This is a genomic window from Pseudomonas sp. GW821-FHT07G06, from assembly GCF_058986625.1.
The window spans coordinates 117,202-131,161 of sequence record NZ_JBYSVW010000002.1; the positions used below are offsets into that span (position 1 = coordinate 117,202).

The window sequence follows — 13,960 nt, forward strand, 5'->3', positions numbered from 1 at the left end:
ACTCCTTGGTTCTAAGGGATCAAAAATGCTCTCGCGGGTCGAACGCGGCTTTTTTCGCCAGCTCCTGCCACAGGGCCTTGATGTCATCGTCGGATTTCTTCGGCATCACGGCCTTCAATTGCACGAACAGGTAACCGCGCTCGCCGGCCTTGTTCATCAGGCCATGGCCCTTGGCGCGCATGCGCTGGCCGTTCTGGCTGCCGGCCGGCACCTTGAGGTTGATCTTGCCGGTCAGGGTCGGCACGGCGACTTCGGCCCCCAGCGCCAGCTCCCACGGAGCCAGTGGCAACGTGATGATCAGGTTATCGCCTTCGACGTCGAATTTCGGGTGCGGTGCGAAACGGATCGTCAGGTACAGATCGCCATTGGCGCCGCCGCCCACACCCGGAGCGCCCTGCCCCTTGAGGCGAATGCGCTCGCCGTCGGCCACACCGGCCGGAATCTTCACGTTCAGGCTTTTGCTGGTGTTACTCACATGCTGGCCGGCCGCGTTGTACTGCGGTACCTGGAAGGTGACCTTCTTCGATTCGGTCGACAGTGTTTCTTCGAGAAAAACCCCAAGCTCCATTTCCACGTCCTGCCCTCGACGTCCGGTGCTGCGACGCGACTGTCCACCCCCACTGAAACCAGGCCCACGATTGCCGAAGATCGAACTGAAGAAGTCCGAGAAATCGCCCGTGTCCTGGCCGCCGCCACCAAAACCGCCACGACTCTGCCAGCCCGGTGGTCCCTGGAAGGGCTGGCCGTGCTGGCCATAGCGGCGCAGATCATCGTATTCGGCGCGTTTGTCGGCGCTTTTGAGCGCTTCATAGGCTTCCGAGGCGTCCTTGAACTTGGCCTCGGCGTCCTTTTCCTTGCTGACGTCGGGGTGGTATTTGCGCGCCAGCTTGCGATAGGCGGCCTTGATCGCCTTATCGTCTGCGGTCGGCTCCACACCGAGAATCTTGTAATAGTCTTTGAAGTCCATCGCGGGAATCACCATCCGTTATCAAATCGCGCCACGGGCCACAGCATGCGCTTGTTTGCAGCCATTGGTTTGACCGATCTCAAATTTGTGACCGGGCGGCGCAGCAGAAGTTTATCGGCAGCCGGCGGGGCTTCTTGCGAGCACGCCCGTCGCTGTCCGGTTGATGCAGGGTAGTTTGGGGGGGATGCCCCATCTTTCAAGGCATTGTTTGCGAAGAATTAGCAGATAACCGGCCTTCGAATCTGGCGCGCACTGGCATACACTGCGCGGCCGTTTTTTAACCGGAACCTGAAAGACATGAACAACGCATCTCCAGCCCGTGCCGTGGGTATCGACTTTGGCACGTCCAACTCCACCGTCGGCTGGCTGCGCCCCGGCGTGGAAACGCTGATCGCGCTGGAGGACGACAAGATCACCCTGCCGTCAGTGGTCTTCTTCAATATCGAAGAACGTCGCCCGGTGTACGGCCGGCTGGCGTTGCACGAGTACCTGGAAGGCTACGAAGGCCGCCTGATGCGCTCGCTCAAGAGCCTGCTGGGTTCCAAGCTGATCAAGCACGACACCAGCGTCCTCGGCACGGCCATGCCATTCAAGGACCTGCTCGGGCTGTTCATTGGCCAGCTCAAAAGCCGTGCCGAAGCCGCCGCCGGTCGGGAATTCGAAGAAGTGGTGCTGGGTCGCCCGGTGTTCTTCGTCGATGACGACCCGATGGCCGACAAGGAAGCCGAAGACACCCTGGTCGACGTGGCGCGCAAGATCGGCTTCAAGGAAGTCTCGTTCCAGTTCGAACCGATTGCCGCGGCATTCGACTACGAGTCGACCATCGAGAAAGAAGAGCTGGTACTGATCGTCGACATCGGCGGCGGTACGTCCGACTTCTCCCTGGTACGCCTGTCGCCGGAGCGGCGTGCTGTGGATAACCGCCAGGACGACATCCTCGCCACCGGCGGCGTGCACATCGGCGGGACCGACTTCGACAAGCAACTCTCGCTGGCCGGCCTGATGCCACTGTTCGGCTACGGCAGCCGGATGAAGAGCGGCGCCTACATGCCCACCAGCCACCACATGAACCTGGCGACCTGGCACACGATCAACTCGGTGTACTCGCAGAAATCGCAACTGGCCCTGGGCAGCATGCGCTACGACATCGAGGACACCGGCGGCATCGATCGCCTGTTCAAGCTGATCGAACAGCGCGCCGGGCACTGGCTGGCGATGGAAGTGGAAGAAACCAAGATCCAGCTGACCCACGCCGACAACCGCCACGTGCCGCTGGACCGCATTGAAGCGGGCCTGAGCGTGGACTTGAGCCGTGCGCTGTTCGAGTCGGCCATCGACAACCTGCTGGAACGGGTGCGCAGCAGCGTCACCCAATTGCTGACAGACGCCGATGTTCGGGTCGATCAGGTCGACACGGTGTTCTTCACCGGCGGTTCGAGCGGCATTCCGGCGCTGCGCAACAGCGTCTCGGCGATGCTGCCGAAGGCGCGGCATGTGGAAGGGAACATCTTTGGCAGTATCGGCAGTGGTTTGGCGATTGAGGCTGCGAAACGCTACGGGTCCATGGACTGATCCAAAAGCTATGGTGCGCCCTTCGCGAGCAGGCTCGCTCCCACAATGGACCTGAACTCACAGGACTAATGTGGGAGCGAGCCTGCTCGCGAAGGGGTCAGTTCAGGCAACGAATAACCTGAATCAAACCATCCCCACCTGCTTCAACTCACTCTTCAGATACGCGTAGTAAATCGGCCCCGCCACCACCCCCGGCAGGCCGAACGCGGCCTCGAACACCAGCATCGCCAGCAGCAACTCCCACGACTTGGCACTGATCTGCCCGCCGACGATGCGCGCGTTGAGGAAGTATTCGAGCTTGTGGATAACAATCAGGTAACCCAGCGCCGCGACGGCGACCCAGATCGACAGCGACAGACCGACAATGGTGATCAGGGTGTTCGACATCAGGTTGCCGATCACCGGCAGCAGGCCGAGCAGGAACGTCAGCACGATCAGGGTTTTGGTCAGCGGCAGCTTGATGCCGAACATCGGCAGGATCACCGCCAGGAAAATACCGGTGAAAATGGTGTTGAGCAGGGAAATCTTGATCTGGGCGAACACGATGTTGCGAAACGCCTGGACCAGCAGGTGCAGACGATCGAACAGCGCCGCCGCCAGCGGTTTGCGCTTGGTCAGATCCGGTACACGCTGCAACGCAATGATCGCGCCCAGCACCATGCCGATCAGCAAGGTCACGAACATGTGTGCCGCATCCTTGCCCACCAGTTGCAATTCGCTCAGGTGCTTGCTGACCCACTCGCCAATGGCCACACGGAACTCGGCGGCACTGGCCGGCAGATAGGCGTCGATGAACGGCGGTAGTTGCCCGCGTGCGCGGTCGACCACCCCCATGAATTTGTCGAGGGAGGCGCCGGGGTTTTCCGCTTCGTGCAACAGGAAGCTGAAGGCACCGGCAAAGATCAGCGACAGTACGCTGACAATCAGTGTCCCCAGCAATGCCACCGCCAGCCAGCGCGCACGCCGGCCTTCGATCAGTCGTTGCAGTTGCGGGGTGAGCATGTTGACCAGTTCGAACACCAGCAACCCGGCGAGCAGGCTCGGCAGCAAACGCAGCGGCAGGACCAGCAGCAGCCCGCCAAAAATGATGACCCAGCTGATGACCAGCAAAATTTGACGCTGAGAAAACGTTGGCATACAGCCTCAAAAACGAACGGCGTAAAAAGGATTGGCAGTCTGCCAGCGATCCGGTGCGAGCACTAGGATTGTGTGGGGCGACCTTAGTGGGGGTTCAGGTTCTTTTGCCGTGCCCCGACCGGCCTCATCGCGAGCAGGCTCGCTCCCACATTTGTCCTGCGTGCCCAGTTCCACTGTGGGAGCGAGCCTGCTCGCGATGGGGCCCTCACAGCTCCCACATTTTTCAACCCCAGGTTTATTTTTTCTTCAGGCAATCACTCATGAACGCCTTGCGCTCATCACCCTTGAGGGCTTTGGTGGCGGCGTCGGCGTTGCAGGTTTTCATTTTCTCTTGCTGCGGCGTCAAGGCCTTGCCGGCATCGTTTGCCGCCGGCGCGGCCTTCAGGCAGGTGCTCATGAAGGCTTTGCGCTCGTCGCCCTTGAGGCTCTTGGCCGTGGCGTCGGCGTTGCAGGTAGTCATCTTTTCCTGTTGGGCTGTGGCGGCGAAGCCCTGGGAGCAGAGCAGCAAACCGATCATCAACAAAGGGACACGCAAATTCTTCATGGAGTTTCTCCTGGTCGCCACGCCGAAGGACGCGGCCTCGTACTGGAGTGTAGACAAGCCCTGTTACACCTTCCTGTTCTCCAGATGGCTGCGCCGATACTGCTCCGGCGTACACCCGGCCTGGCGCTGGAACATCGCGATAAACGCCGAGCCGGTGCTGTAGCCCATGTCGAAAGCGATTTCCTGAATGCTGCGCTGGCTGTCCAACGCTTCGATCGCCGCCAGAAAACGCAGTCGCTGACGCCACTCACCGAAGCTCATGCCCAGCTCCCGTACGAACTGCCGCGCCAGGGTGCGTTCGCTGACATGGATGCGTGCAGCCCACTCCGACAATGGTCGGTTATCCCCAGGCTCGGCCTGCAATGCTTCCAGAATCCCCAGCAATCCCGGGCTGCTGGCGTAGGGCAGATAGCACTCGTGCACCGGGGCCTGTTGCAGTTGATCCACCAATACCTGGGCCAGACGCTGGTCCGCATCGCGCTCGGGAATCTGCACGTCCCGGGCGGCGAAGTCCTTGAGGATCGCCTTGAGGATGTCGCTGATGGCCAGGGTACAGGCTCGCGACGGCAGATCAGCGCACACCTTGGGCGCCAGGCACACGGCGCGGTAATTGACCGGTTGGTGGCTATAGAAGCTGTGCTCGATCTGTGGCGGCACCCACACCGCGTATTGCGGAGGCGACATGAAGCGGCTGCCCTCGACGTCCATGTGCAGTACACCGTGGGCTGCATATTCCAGCGTCCCCCAGGGATGTCGATGGGGGGCGGCGTATTCGTGGGCGTCGAAATCGGCGTAGCGGAAGTACACCGCCGACGGCAGTTCGCTGAAATCCAGCAGGTCGATGTGTTTACTGCTCATGCTGTCCGTCATCAGGGGCGAGTTGTCCGGATCGAAGTATAGGCTTGCATCCAGACAAGCGGATAATTGCACTTCATTAACGTTCTGGTTTTTCCGATGCAATACGCTTATCCCCTGCTGGCCATTTTCATCTGGGCCGGTAATACCGTGATCACCAAAATGTCGGCCGGGGCGATCTTCCCCGCCGAGATCGGTTTCTACCGCTGGCTGCTGGCCGGGTTGCTGTTCACCCCCTTCATGCTCAAACCGGTGCTCGCCCATTGGCCGCTGATCCGCCCGAAACTGGGCAAGATCTTTGTCCTCGGTGTTCTCGGCATGGCGGTTTATCAAAGCCTGGCGTACTTCGCCGCGAGCCTGACCTCGGCCACCAACATGGGCATCATCCTCTCGCTGATGCCGCTGATGTCGCTCGCGATGGCGATCATCAGTCTCGGCCAGCGCCTGACCATGGGTGCCCTGGCCGGTGCGGTGCTGTCGTTCGCCGGGGTCCTGGTGGTGGTGTCGTCCGGCAGCCTGGGCGCATTGCTCGAACACGGGGTCAACCTGGGCGACGCGATGATGCTGATCGCCACCCTGGCCTATGCGGTCTACAGCACCCTGTTGAAAAAATGGCAGCTGAAACTGCCGCCGCTGGTGCTCCTGTATCTGCAGGTGCTGGTGGCCGTGGTGGTGCTGTTTCCGCTGTTCCTCGCCTCACCGAAAGTCGGCCCTACCCTGCAGAACATTCCGCTGGTGCTATACGCCTGCCTGCTGGCTTCGATGGTCGCGCCGCTGGCTTGGATGCAGGCGGTGGTACGCTTGGGGCCGAGCCGGACCACGCAGTTTTTCAATTTGCTGCCGTTGATTACCGCATTGATCGCAGCGGTGGTGCTGCATGAACAACTGGCGATGTACCACCTGGTGGGCGGAGTGTTGACCCTGGGTGGGGTGATTGTTTCCGAGCGTTGGACGACGGTGTTGGGGGGTAAGGTCGGCGTTGCCTGAATGAAAAGATCGCAGCCTGCGGCAGCTCCTACATTTGGAATGCGTTCCCCTGTAGGAGCTGCCGCAGGCTGCGATCTTTTGATCTTACAACCCCGCCGCCTGCAGTCGCGCCGCATGCTCGACAAACAACCGGACCGGCGCAGCCCCCTTGCCCACCAGTCCCAGCGACTGGTTGACTATATCGAAGTGATCCAGCGGATACTCATCGCCAATCACCGTGCCCAGGTGCGAGCTGTAGCGCCCGACCATGCCGTCGCAATGCCCGGCTTCACGGACGAAGGTTTTGGCGAACAGCCGGCAACTGCGGTTGGTGCCGTCCAGCAGGTTGCGCCCGCGATCGGTGATGCCCGGCTGCAACGTGCCGGACCAGGAGTAATAGCGCACGCCATTGACCTCTTCCGGCCCGTGACCGCCCCAGGTTTCAGGCAAGCCCTGTGGATAACACTGGTTGAACAGCGCGACGCCAGCGGTGGTGAGGGAGTGATGGGAGGCATGGATATCCACCGGCAACTTCGGCCCGTGGTAACCGGTATCCAGCCACCCCATCAGCGCGCCGACCATCCGCAGCAAAAAGCTCAGCAGACGACCACGCAGGCTGTCATGGGGATAGTGTTGATGCAGGTAATCGGCGAGTTCCGAACCGTGGTTCGGCCCCGCCACCGAGGTCACCGATGCCACCAGGTCCGGGCGTTTGGCTGCGGCGTAACGGGCGGTCAGCGAGCCCTGGCTATGGCCGATCAGGTTGACCTTGTCGGCCCCGGTTTCCCGCAGGATTTCGTCGATACGCGCCAGCAATTGCTCGCCGCGTACTTCGTTCGAATTAAGCGGCGAGACCTGCACGGCGAACACCACGGCCCCACCACGGCGCAGCGCCTCGACGATCCCGTACCAGTACGGATAAAGCACCAACCGGATGAACCCGAGCATTCCCGGGACCAGCACCAGCGGGTAGCGCGGGGCAGAACCTTGCGACATGGGTGGACATCCTTGTGGTCGGGTGGTGACGCAAGGCGCAATGCAAGACATCCGCCAAGCTACGCCTGCGAAGATGACAACTCGACGACAAGTCTATGTCATCCGCCCTACTTCAACCCCGCCACACCCGCCACGATCAGCCCGACCGAGACCAGTTTGATCACGCTCAGGCTTTCCCCCAGCAGCGCGAACCCGAGAAACACCGTGCCCAGCGAACCGATGGCGGTCCAGATCGGGTACGCGATGCTCACGGGTAACTCGCGCATGGCCAGGGTCAGGAAGTAGATCCCGCCCACAGCGGCCACCACCGTGATCAGCGAAGGCCAGAGCCGGGTGAAGCCCTCGGCGTATTTCATGCCCATGGCGAAGGTGACTTCGAACCCGGCGGCGACCAGCAGAAAAAGCCAGGCCATCTAGAACTCCCCGGCCAGCGCCAACAAGTGCTGCTCAGCCTCGGCGGCAGAGATCTCAAAGCTGCGCTCGGCGGACTCCTCGCCCTCGGCAGCGACCACGGTGACATCGGTGATGCCGATGAATCCGAGCACCGTGCGCAGTAGCGTATCGGCATGGTTCATGGCTTCCAGCTCGCCGCCCGGACCAAAACCGAAGCCGCCACGGCTGGTGATGATCAGGGCTTTTTTACCCTGTACCAATGGCTCGTACTGGGCCACGCCATTGTCCAGGGTGTGATCGAAGGTCACCCCCACCCGCACGATCTGATCGATCCAGGCCTTGAGGCCGCTGGGTACGCTGAAGTTGTGCATCGGTGTGGAAATCACCAGCACATCATGGCCTAGCAGTTCGCCGACCAGTTCGTCGCTGAGCGCCAGATCGGCCTGCATCGACTGTGGCCGAGCGTCGGGCTCGGGGTAAAACGCGGCGGCCACGAATGCCTCGTTGACCGGCGGGATCAACGCCCGACCGACTTCGCGTCGGGTCAGTGGCGAGTGTGGATGACGGGCCTGCCAGGCCGACAGAAACACTTCGGCCAAACGCCGGGAGTGCGAACGTTCGCCACGGGGGCTGGCATGAACAGCAAGAATTTTACTCATCTGAATCTCCTCAGGGCTACACTCAAACGGCTTGTGGCTTGCAGCTTGAAGCTCGCGGCTGCACCCCTTCAAATGAGTAAAAATCAGCCAAGGTGAATCTATTTCACCTGTGGAGTTTCCGATGTTCGCTTCGCTGCCCTTGACCGCCCTGCGCGCCTTCGAATCCGCTTCACGCCTGCTGAGTTTCAAGGCCGCCGCCGAAGAACTGTCCGTCACTCCGACGGCGGTATCCCATCAGATCCGCTCCCTGGAAAGCTGGCTCGGCGTGCCGCTTTTCGAACGCCTGCCACGCCAGGTGCGCCTGACCGAATGCGGCGAACGGCTGTTCCAGAGCCTGCACGGGGCTTTCCTCGAAGTGGCGCAAAGTGTCGATACCCTGCGCCCGCAACGCAGCGGCGCCAACCTTACAGTCTCCACCACCGCGGCCTTCGCCGCGCTGTGGCTGGTGCCTCGGCTGGGACGCTTCTACGCCCGGCACCCGAATATCAACGTGCGCCTCGATACTCATTGCGAGGTCATCGATTTGCATCAAGACGCCAGCGTCGACCTGGTGGTGCGTTATAGCCTTGATGAGTATCCGAACCTGTACGGCCTGTGCCTGTTTGACGAATCCTTCGGTGTTTACGGTTCACCGGAACAAGTGGCTTCAGCGGCCATTCGCGTACCGACTCTGATCAGCGTGCGCTGGCACAACTCCAAACTCTATGCCCATGGTTGGGAGGCTTGGTGCGCACAGTCCGGCGAAACCTGGCTGACCGGTCAGCCTGCCGTACGTGAATACGACGAAGAGCATTACGCCTTGCAAGCGGCGATTGCCGGGCAAGGCCTGGTGCTGGCGAGCAACATACTGGTGTCCGAAAGCATGACCAGCGGGTTGCTGGTGGCGTATCGAAGAGATATTCAGGTCGAGGGAGCCGGATACAGCGCACTGTGCGTGCCGGGTCGCGAGCGGCATCCGCCGGTTAGGGCGTTTTTTTCATGGCTGACTGAAGAAGCCTCTTTATCCGGGTTATTGCCAAGATCGCAAGCTCCTACAGGGTAACATATTCTCAAGTAGGAAACTGAGGCTTTATCACTAAGTACAACTGCCTTGCCGCACATATATGCGCGACACGGCTTAATAAAATAACTTAAGGGCAAATCTGAAGTTACAAAGCACAAATAGACTTTCCCCTGCACGCATTTATTCTAACAACCACAACCAGCCGGTTGCTCAACCAACAAGTAAAGGATTACTTTCATGCACTTGGAACAACGCCTAGAATTTATTGACTCATTACCAACACTCGACATCCAGCCGAAATTATCAACGCTATTACAGACAAGATCCACTGCAGAAATACAACCTCCTCATGACCCCGACAAATCGACCGGCAGCGTTTCACCTGGCACTATTAATGCCTATTTACCCGGCGTCCCGCAAGATGTCATTGATGATGTCGACATCTGCAAACTGGTGATGCAAAACGCTGCCACCAAAAAGTTCCCAAAAGATGAACAACTATTCGAATGGTACAAATACTACGTCAATGGCCTGTCCAACCTTGGCTGGGTTATCCAGAACAAGCACATGCAAGAAACTAGAATCACCAAAATCGGCCTGACGATGGATTCGGTCGCCCTGGAAATTGCACAAGGACTCATCGGCAAAGACGCGGCGCTGCTGGCGAAAATTGCGAAAAAAGCCCTTGACGCGGTGAAAGACAACCCCAGGGGTATCCAAGTTTTTGATAAGGATAAACACCTCGGCACACAAGCCAAGTTCGATATTGCGCCCGTATGGCTGGATAGCAGTGGACAGCCGAACATGATCCTCAACTGTATTTCCCTGGATGCACGGGAAAGCAAACAAGGCATTCTGTTCTGGAAATCCACCAAACAGTCAACCGATATAAAAACAGGGGCTGTGCGCGCTTATTTGAACTTGAAAGCTTTCTCGGCCGTTAGTAACGATCTTTACACAAAATTCGGCGCTTCCTCGAAAAAACTCATTGTAGATCTTCCGGACCTCGATCTCGACTTTTAACGATCGCCGAACACTATAGCAACAATGAAATCGGCGCTTTTTGGCCGATTTCAACCCAACTTGCATTGAGGCCAATATGGAAATTTCAATGAATAAATCTCAAAACGATATCTACACACTCAATGGACACATTACCGTATTTTGCGGGCCGCATTCCAGCGAACTAAAAAATGACATCTTGCACTCTGACCTATACAGCAAACTGCTCGCAAAAAAACATGGTAGTGACCGGGAGCAGCAATGGACGAGCTACACAAACACATTGAAAAATCTGGCTTGGGTCATTAATAGCCGATCATTTTCACGAGTGGAATTTGGAACAACCACCTTTGGGAAAATCATCCAGCAAAGCCTTGCAAGCGCATTACTCATTGATGAACGCCAAGCCCTCACCGATGCATTAATAAAGTTGAAGCAACTTCCAGACTCTTCATCCGCCGTTGAAGCCATCCTGAACAGGCTTAACGCCAACGCCTTGACATCCGTCCCCGTCACCGCAAAAACGCCGCTGGCTACCAGTGCCCTGTTTACGATTGTTCGCCAGGATAAAACCATGATTACGGTGCAACTTTCGTTCGAAACTGCTGATGCCATTGATATTGGCATCCTGGACCAGGCCACGCTTTGCCCGATCAAGGATGGCAAAACCAACATCCGAATACTCATTTGCCATTTGGCTGAGCTGCAATACAACCCATTCAGGGAAACCGTCATACAGAAACTCGGGAGAAAAATTGAATCCGAGCTGCTACACATCCAGGCGCCGCCTGCAATCTCCTGAATCAAAATTCGCGCTCCGCAAGCCTAACTGCTGGAGCGCTGCACAACGTTTCTTTCACATCAGTCCTTTACCGTATTCGGCGCCTTGCCCGCCTTCATCTGTTCCAACAACGGCGCGCATTGATTCGGCTCACCACCACTCGGTGCCACCAGAGCCAGCAACCCCGCCGCCGGTGCGGCGATCACGCCCAGCGCCACCATCCCGGCCCCGCGCAACATCAGCGGCACGGCTTTTACGCCGGCATCGGGCTTGATGAACTTGCCACGCACATACAGCGGCGAACGCAATGAAATCAGGCGCCAGCCCTTGGATTCCGGGGTAATGGTCAGGTCCAGTTGTTCCGTCGCCATGTTAGCGGTGCCGTCGATGTAGACGATGGCGTTCTCGGTGTCGAATACGAACAGCCGGGTGGTGGCCAGGCCGGACTGGATACCGAAGTCGGCGGCCGCGCAGTTGATCTTCACTTCCTTGTCGCCAAAGATCTTGCCCACCACGTAGTTGCCGACGTTCAGGCCCGCCAGCTCCATCAATTCGCGACTGATGGCTCCATCGTTGATCAGCATTTTCAGATTGCCGTTGGCACTGCCCAGCAACTTGGCTACCGAGTTGCCGCGACCGGTGATATCTGCGTCGCCATTGAGCTCGCCAAAACTGGTTTTCATCGGCTCAAAGCCGGGGAACAACTGTTTGAGCTTGAAGCCCCGCGCCGTGAGCCTGGCGTGGCCTTCCAGGGGATCGGTGTGGCCGTTCAGGCGAATTTGCGCGTCCAGCTTGCCGCCAGCCACGCCGAAGCGCAGCGGTTCGAGGCTGAGCACGCCATCGGTGAGCACCAGATGGGTATAGAGGTCGTTGAATGGCAATTTTTCGCTGTGCACGATGCGCTTGCCGGTGAACTCGACATCGGCGTCCATATCGCGCCAGCGGTCGGTCTTGAACTCTTCGACCGGCAACACTTTGTCCGCCGGTTGTTTGCTGTCACCGCCTCGGGCCTTCTGTTTGGCGTTGGAATCGGCGCCGATCAGCGGCGCCAGGTCAGCGAACAGCAATTGATTGGACAACAGCGAGCCGCTGAGTTTTGGTCGTGGCTGGCTGGCCACGTAGGTCAGACTGCCGTGGATGTCACTCTCGCCGATCTTGCCGTTGAATTCTTCATAGCGGAACACCGCGCCACCCGGCTCGTGCAACTTGGCGATCAGATGGCCGTCGGTGGCATAGGGTGGCGTGTCCGGCAGGATCACGCCGGTTAGCGGGTAGAGGTTGCCCAGGCTGGTGCCGGCCAGTTTCAGGCGCAAGTCCAGGGCGCCGAGATTCAGCGGATCGGTCAGGGTGCCAGCCAGTTCGACGCTGGAATCGGCGATCGTCACCTGTGCCTGAAGCGGAAACGGGCGTGCCGCGTCCTGCAGCGCCAACAACCCGCCAATCTTGCCCTGGCCCGCGAGTTTCTGGCCGTGGTACTGGCCGTTGACCTTGAGGGCGAACGCATAATCCTGGGGGGACGAGCCCTTTTCCTGCGCGGCTTTCGCCGCTTTGTCGCCGACGATATCGCTGAACGGAATCGGCTTGCCCAACGGATCGATCAGCACGTCGAGCTGCGTCTTCAGGCTCTGGTCGTCGAGGGTGACGTGGCCCTTGTCGAAGCCGATCGCACCGATATCCACCACCCAACTGGAAGGCTCGGCGTTCGGGTCTTTGGGGTCGAATTGGAACGTCCAGTTGGCGCGCCCGTCAGCCAGGCGTTGCAGCTGCGCATTCGGCTCGGCGAGGTCGATACGCGGGATCACCACCCGCTGTGCCAGCAAAGCCAAGGGTGAAATGCGCAACTCGACACGCTTGAGAGTGGCCATCTGCGGTTGCTTCGACCAGTCCGGATTGCCCAGGCTGAGGTCCTCGGCCACCACATGGGGCCACGGCACCCAAGCGCGCCAGCCGCTTTCATCGGGCTCGGTCTGCCAGACCACCGACAGATTGCCGTTGATGGCAAAAGCGCGGTGCAGTTCTTCGGAAACTTTGGCATTGAGCGGCGGTTTGATCCGGTTCCAGTCGAAGAACACGATGATCAGCACCAGCAACGCCAACAAGGTAAGGAAGGTGGAAAGGGTCCAGACAAACGTCTTTTGGGTGCGCGTCATTGCACAGGGCTCCTGATACGACTGCGCGCCCCGACTGCGACGCACAGGTGAAACGGTGAGCCGGAAGCGGCTCGCCATGAAGTCTACGACTGATAAAAACCCGGCAGGTTTAATCGATAGACCGATTTCGCCGAATTCAGCCAGTCCGATACTGACCCATCAGTCGAACAGCGTTACCGGTCCCGCACTTCTACACGTCAAAGATGGGTCGAAAATACCCAAACCGGTGCAAGACAAATCGTCGGAAACGCCCGCCCTAGAGCCTCTCCAGCAAACAATCAATTCCGTTGATTATTACCATTGCGTTTATGAACTTTTATATCGATTTATCGAGAGTAGCATTGCCCTCGTACCCACTTTTTCGCACCCCCGAGGAGCACAACAATCATGAAACGCCAATTACTGCTTAGCCTTTCACTCTCGATGCTGGCCAGCACTGCTTTTGCCCTGCCAGCAGCTGACCAGGCCACCCCACAAGTGAAACAGGACTACTCGGTGTTCAGCCAGACCGTCGCCGCCGATGGCTCCGACCGTACTCCTCAGGGTCAAACCCTTGCCGAAGGCGGTAATGATCGCCTGAAAGAAAAAGGCCTGATCACTCAGGATGGCTCGGACCGTACTCCACAAGGCCAGACCCTGGCTGCCGATGGTTCGGATCGCACCCCACAAGGCCAGACCCTCGCCGCTGACGGCTCGGACCGTACCCCACAAGGCCAAACCCTGGCTGCCGATGGTTCGGATCGCACTCCACAAGGCCAGACCCTCGCCGCCGACGGTTCGGAGCGCACCCCACAAGGCCAGACCCTGGCTGCCGACGGTTCGGATCGCACTCCACAAGGTCAAACCCTCGCTGAAGGCGGTGGTGACCGTGCGATCGAACGCAACAGCGCTCTGAGCTAAGCCCCATGGCCGCCCAGAAAAAAAGCCCAATCCCC

At 59.1% G+C, this 13,960-nt stretch carries 14 protein-coding genes; 6 read left to right on the plus strand and 8 right to left on the minus strand.

Annotated elements, in window-relative coordinates:
• Positions 1-19: 19 nt before the first annotated feature.
• Positions 20-967, minus strand: coding sequence for a DnaJ C-terminal domain-containing protein (locus AC3WJW_RS04090; protein ID WP_007979664.1), 948 nt, complete (start codon positions 965-967; stop codon positions 20-22).
• A gap of 297 nt (positions 968-1,264) precedes the next feature.
• Here AC3WJW_RS04090 and AC3WJW_RS04095 point away from each other — a divergent pair, with 297 nt between their 5' ends.
• Entirely contained in the window at positions 1,265-2,539 is a 1,275-nt protein-coding gene (locus AC3WJW_RS04095; protein ID WP_493725214.1) for an Hsp70 family protein, read from the plus strand.
• Between the two features lie 123 nt (positions 2,540-2,662).
• Here AC3WJW_RS04095 and AC3WJW_RS04100 read toward each other — a convergent pair whose 3' ends face one another.
• The 3 genes from AC3WJW_RS04100 to AC3WJW_RS04110 form a co-directional block, all read right to left on the minus strand.
• Positions 2,663-3,676: an AI-2E family transporter gene (locus tag AC3WJW_RS04100; protein ID WP_493725215.1), complete on the minus strand. Its 1,014-nt coding sequence runs from the start codon at positions 3,674-3,676 to the stop codon at positions 2,663-2,665.
• 235 nt (positions 3,677-3,911) lie between these two features.
• Complete coding sequence (locus AC3WJW_RS04105) at positions 3,912-4,220, minus strand: PsiF family protein (protein WP_493725216.1); 309 nt, start codon at positions 4,218-4,220, stop codon at positions 3,912-3,914.
• Between the two features lie 63 nt (positions 4,221-4,283).
• Complete coding sequence (locus AC3WJW_RS04110; protein ID WP_493725217.1) at positions 4,284-5,078, minus strand: AraC family transcriptional regulator; 795 nt, start codon at positions 5,076-5,078, stop codon at positions 4,284-4,286.
• 96 nt (positions 5,079-5,174) lie between these two features.
• Here AC3WJW_RS04110 and AC3WJW_RS04115 point away from each other — a divergent pair, with 96 nt between their 5' ends.
• Complete coding sequence (locus AC3WJW_RS04115) at positions 5,175-6,062, plus strand: DMT family transporter (RefSeq protein WP_493725218.1); 888 nt, start codon at positions 5,175-5,177, stop codon at positions 6,060-6,062.
• Between the two features lie 84 nt (positions 6,063-6,146).
• On the opposite strand, the gene AC3WJW_RS04120 is transcribed toward AC3WJW_RS04115, so the two are convergent.
• From AC3WJW_RS04120 to AC3WJW_RS04130, 3 genes are all read right to left on the minus strand, one after another.
• A complete protein-coding gene (locus tag AC3WJW_RS04120) occupies positions 6,147-7,037 on the minus strand; it encodes an alpha/beta fold hydrolase (RefSeq protein WP_493725219.1) in 891 nt (296 codons plus the stop codon).
• Between the two features lie 107 nt (positions 7,038-7,144).
• Positions 7,145-7,450, minus strand: a complete 306-nt coding sequence (locus AC3WJW_RS04125; protein ID WP_095964730.1) for a DMT family transporter — start codon at positions 7,448-7,450, stop codon at positions 7,145-7,147.
• Positions 7,451-8,089, minus strand: coding sequence for an FMN-dependent NADH-azoreductase (locus AC3WJW_RS04130; RefSeq protein ID WP_493725220.1), 639 nt, complete (start codon positions 8,087-8,089; stop codon positions 7,451-7,453).
• 109 nt (positions 8,090-8,198) lie between these two features.
• Here AC3WJW_RS04130 and AC3WJW_RS04135 point away from each other — a divergent pair, with 109 nt between their 5' ends.
• The 3 genes from AC3WJW_RS04135 (at position 8,199) to AC3WJW_RS04145 (ending at position 10,896) form a co-directional block, all read left to right on the plus strand.
• A complete protein-coding gene (locus AC3WJW_RS04135; protein WP_493725221.1) occupies positions 8,199-9,131 on the plus strand; it encodes a LysR substrate-binding domain-containing protein in 933 nt (310 codons plus the stop codon).
• Between the two features lie 198 nt (positions 9,132-9,329).
• Positions 9,330-10,115 carry a hypothetical protein gene (locus tag AC3WJW_RS04140; RefSeq protein WP_493725222.1) on the plus strand — a complete coding sequence of 262 codons (786 nt, stop codon included), beginning with the start codon at positions 9,330-9,332 and terminating at the stop codon, positions 10,113-10,115.
• Between the two features lie 88 nt (positions 10,116-10,203).
• Positions 10,204-10,896 (plus strand): hypothetical protein, encoded by a 693-nt coding sequence (locus tag AC3WJW_RS04145; RefSeq protein ID WP_493725223.1) that lies wholly within the window; start codon positions 10,204-10,206, stop codon positions 10,894-10,896.
• Between the two features lie 59 nt (positions 10,897-10,955).
• On the opposite strand, the gene AC3WJW_RS04150 is transcribed toward AC3WJW_RS04145, so the two are convergent.
• Complete coding sequence (locus AC3WJW_RS04150; RefSeq protein WP_493725224.1) at positions 10,956-13,025, minus strand: AsmA family protein; 2,070 nt, start codon at positions 13,023-13,025, stop codon at positions 10,956-10,958.
• A gap of 387 nt (positions 13,026-13,412) precedes the next feature.
• Here AC3WJW_RS04150 and AC3WJW_RS04155 point away from each other — a divergent pair, with 387 nt between their 5' ends.
• Positions 13,413-13,925 carry a hypothetical protein gene (locus tag AC3WJW_RS04155; RefSeq protein ID WP_493725225.1) on the plus strand — a complete coding sequence of 171 codons (513 nt, stop codon included), beginning with the start codon at positions 13,413-13,415 and terminating at the stop codon, positions 13,923-13,925.
• The last annotated feature ends 35 nt before the right edge of the window (positions 13,926-13,960 follow it).

What these genes read in the sequence shown, in the direction of transcription:
- AC3WJW_RS04095 (WP_493725214.1), top strand. Translation starts at nt 1,265, where the DNA reads ATGAACAACGCATCTCCAGCCCGTGCCGTGGGTATCGACTTTGGCACG.
- AC3WJW_RS04130 (WP_493725220.1), bottom strand. Translation starts at nt 8,089, where the DNA reads ATGAGTAAAATTCTTGCTGTTCATGCCAGCCCCCGTGGCGAACGTTCG.
- AC3WJW_RS04150 (WP_493725224.1), bottom strand. Translation starts at nt 13,025, where the DNA reads ATGACGCGCACCCAAAAGACGTTTGTCTGGACCCTTTCCACCTTCCTT.
- AC3WJW_RS04145 (WP_493725223.1), top strand. Translation starts at nt 10,204, where the DNA reads ATGAATAAATCTCAAAACGATATCTACACACTCAATGGACACATTACC.
- AC3WJW_RS04120 (WP_493725219.1), bottom strand. Translation starts at nt 7,037, where the DNA reads ATGTCGCAAGGTTCTGCCCCGCGCTACCCGCTGGTGCTGGTCCCGGGA.
- AC3WJW_RS04100 (WP_493725215.1), bottom strand. Translation starts at nt 3,676, where the DNA reads ATGCCAACGTTTTCTCAGCGTCAAATTTTGCTGGTCATCAGCTGGGTC.
- AC3WJW_RS04115 (WP_493725218.1), top strand. Translation starts at nt 5,175, where the DNA reads ATGCAATACGCTTATCCCCTGCTGGCCATTTTCATCTGGGCCGGTAAT.
- AC3WJW_RS04155 (WP_493725225.1), top strand. Translation starts at nt 13,413, where the DNA reads ATGAAACGCCAATTACTGCTTAGCCTTTCACTCTCGATGCTGGCCAGC.
- AC3WJW_RS04105 (WP_493725216.1), bottom strand. Translation starts at nt 4,220, where the DNA reads ATGAAGAATTTGCGTGTCCCTTTGTTGATGATCGGTTTGCTGCTCTGC.
- AC3WJW_RS04140 (WP_493725222.1), top strand. Translation starts at nt 9,330, where the DNA reads ATGCACTTGGAACAACGCCTAGAATTTATTGACTCATTACCAACACTC.
- AC3WJW_RS04125 (WP_095964730.1), bottom strand. Translation starts at nt 7,450, where the DNA reads ATGGCCTGGCTTTTTCTGCTGGTCGCCGCCGGGTTCGAAGTCACCTTC.
- AC3WJW_RS04090 (WP_007979664.1), bottom strand. Translation starts at nt 967, where the DNA reads ATGGACTTCAAAGACTATTACAAGATTCTCGGTGTGGAGCCGACCGCA.
- AC3WJW_RS04110 (WP_493725217.1), bottom strand. Translation starts at nt 5,078, where the DNA reads ATGAGCAGTAAACACATCGACCTGCTGGATTTCAGCGAACTGCCGTCG.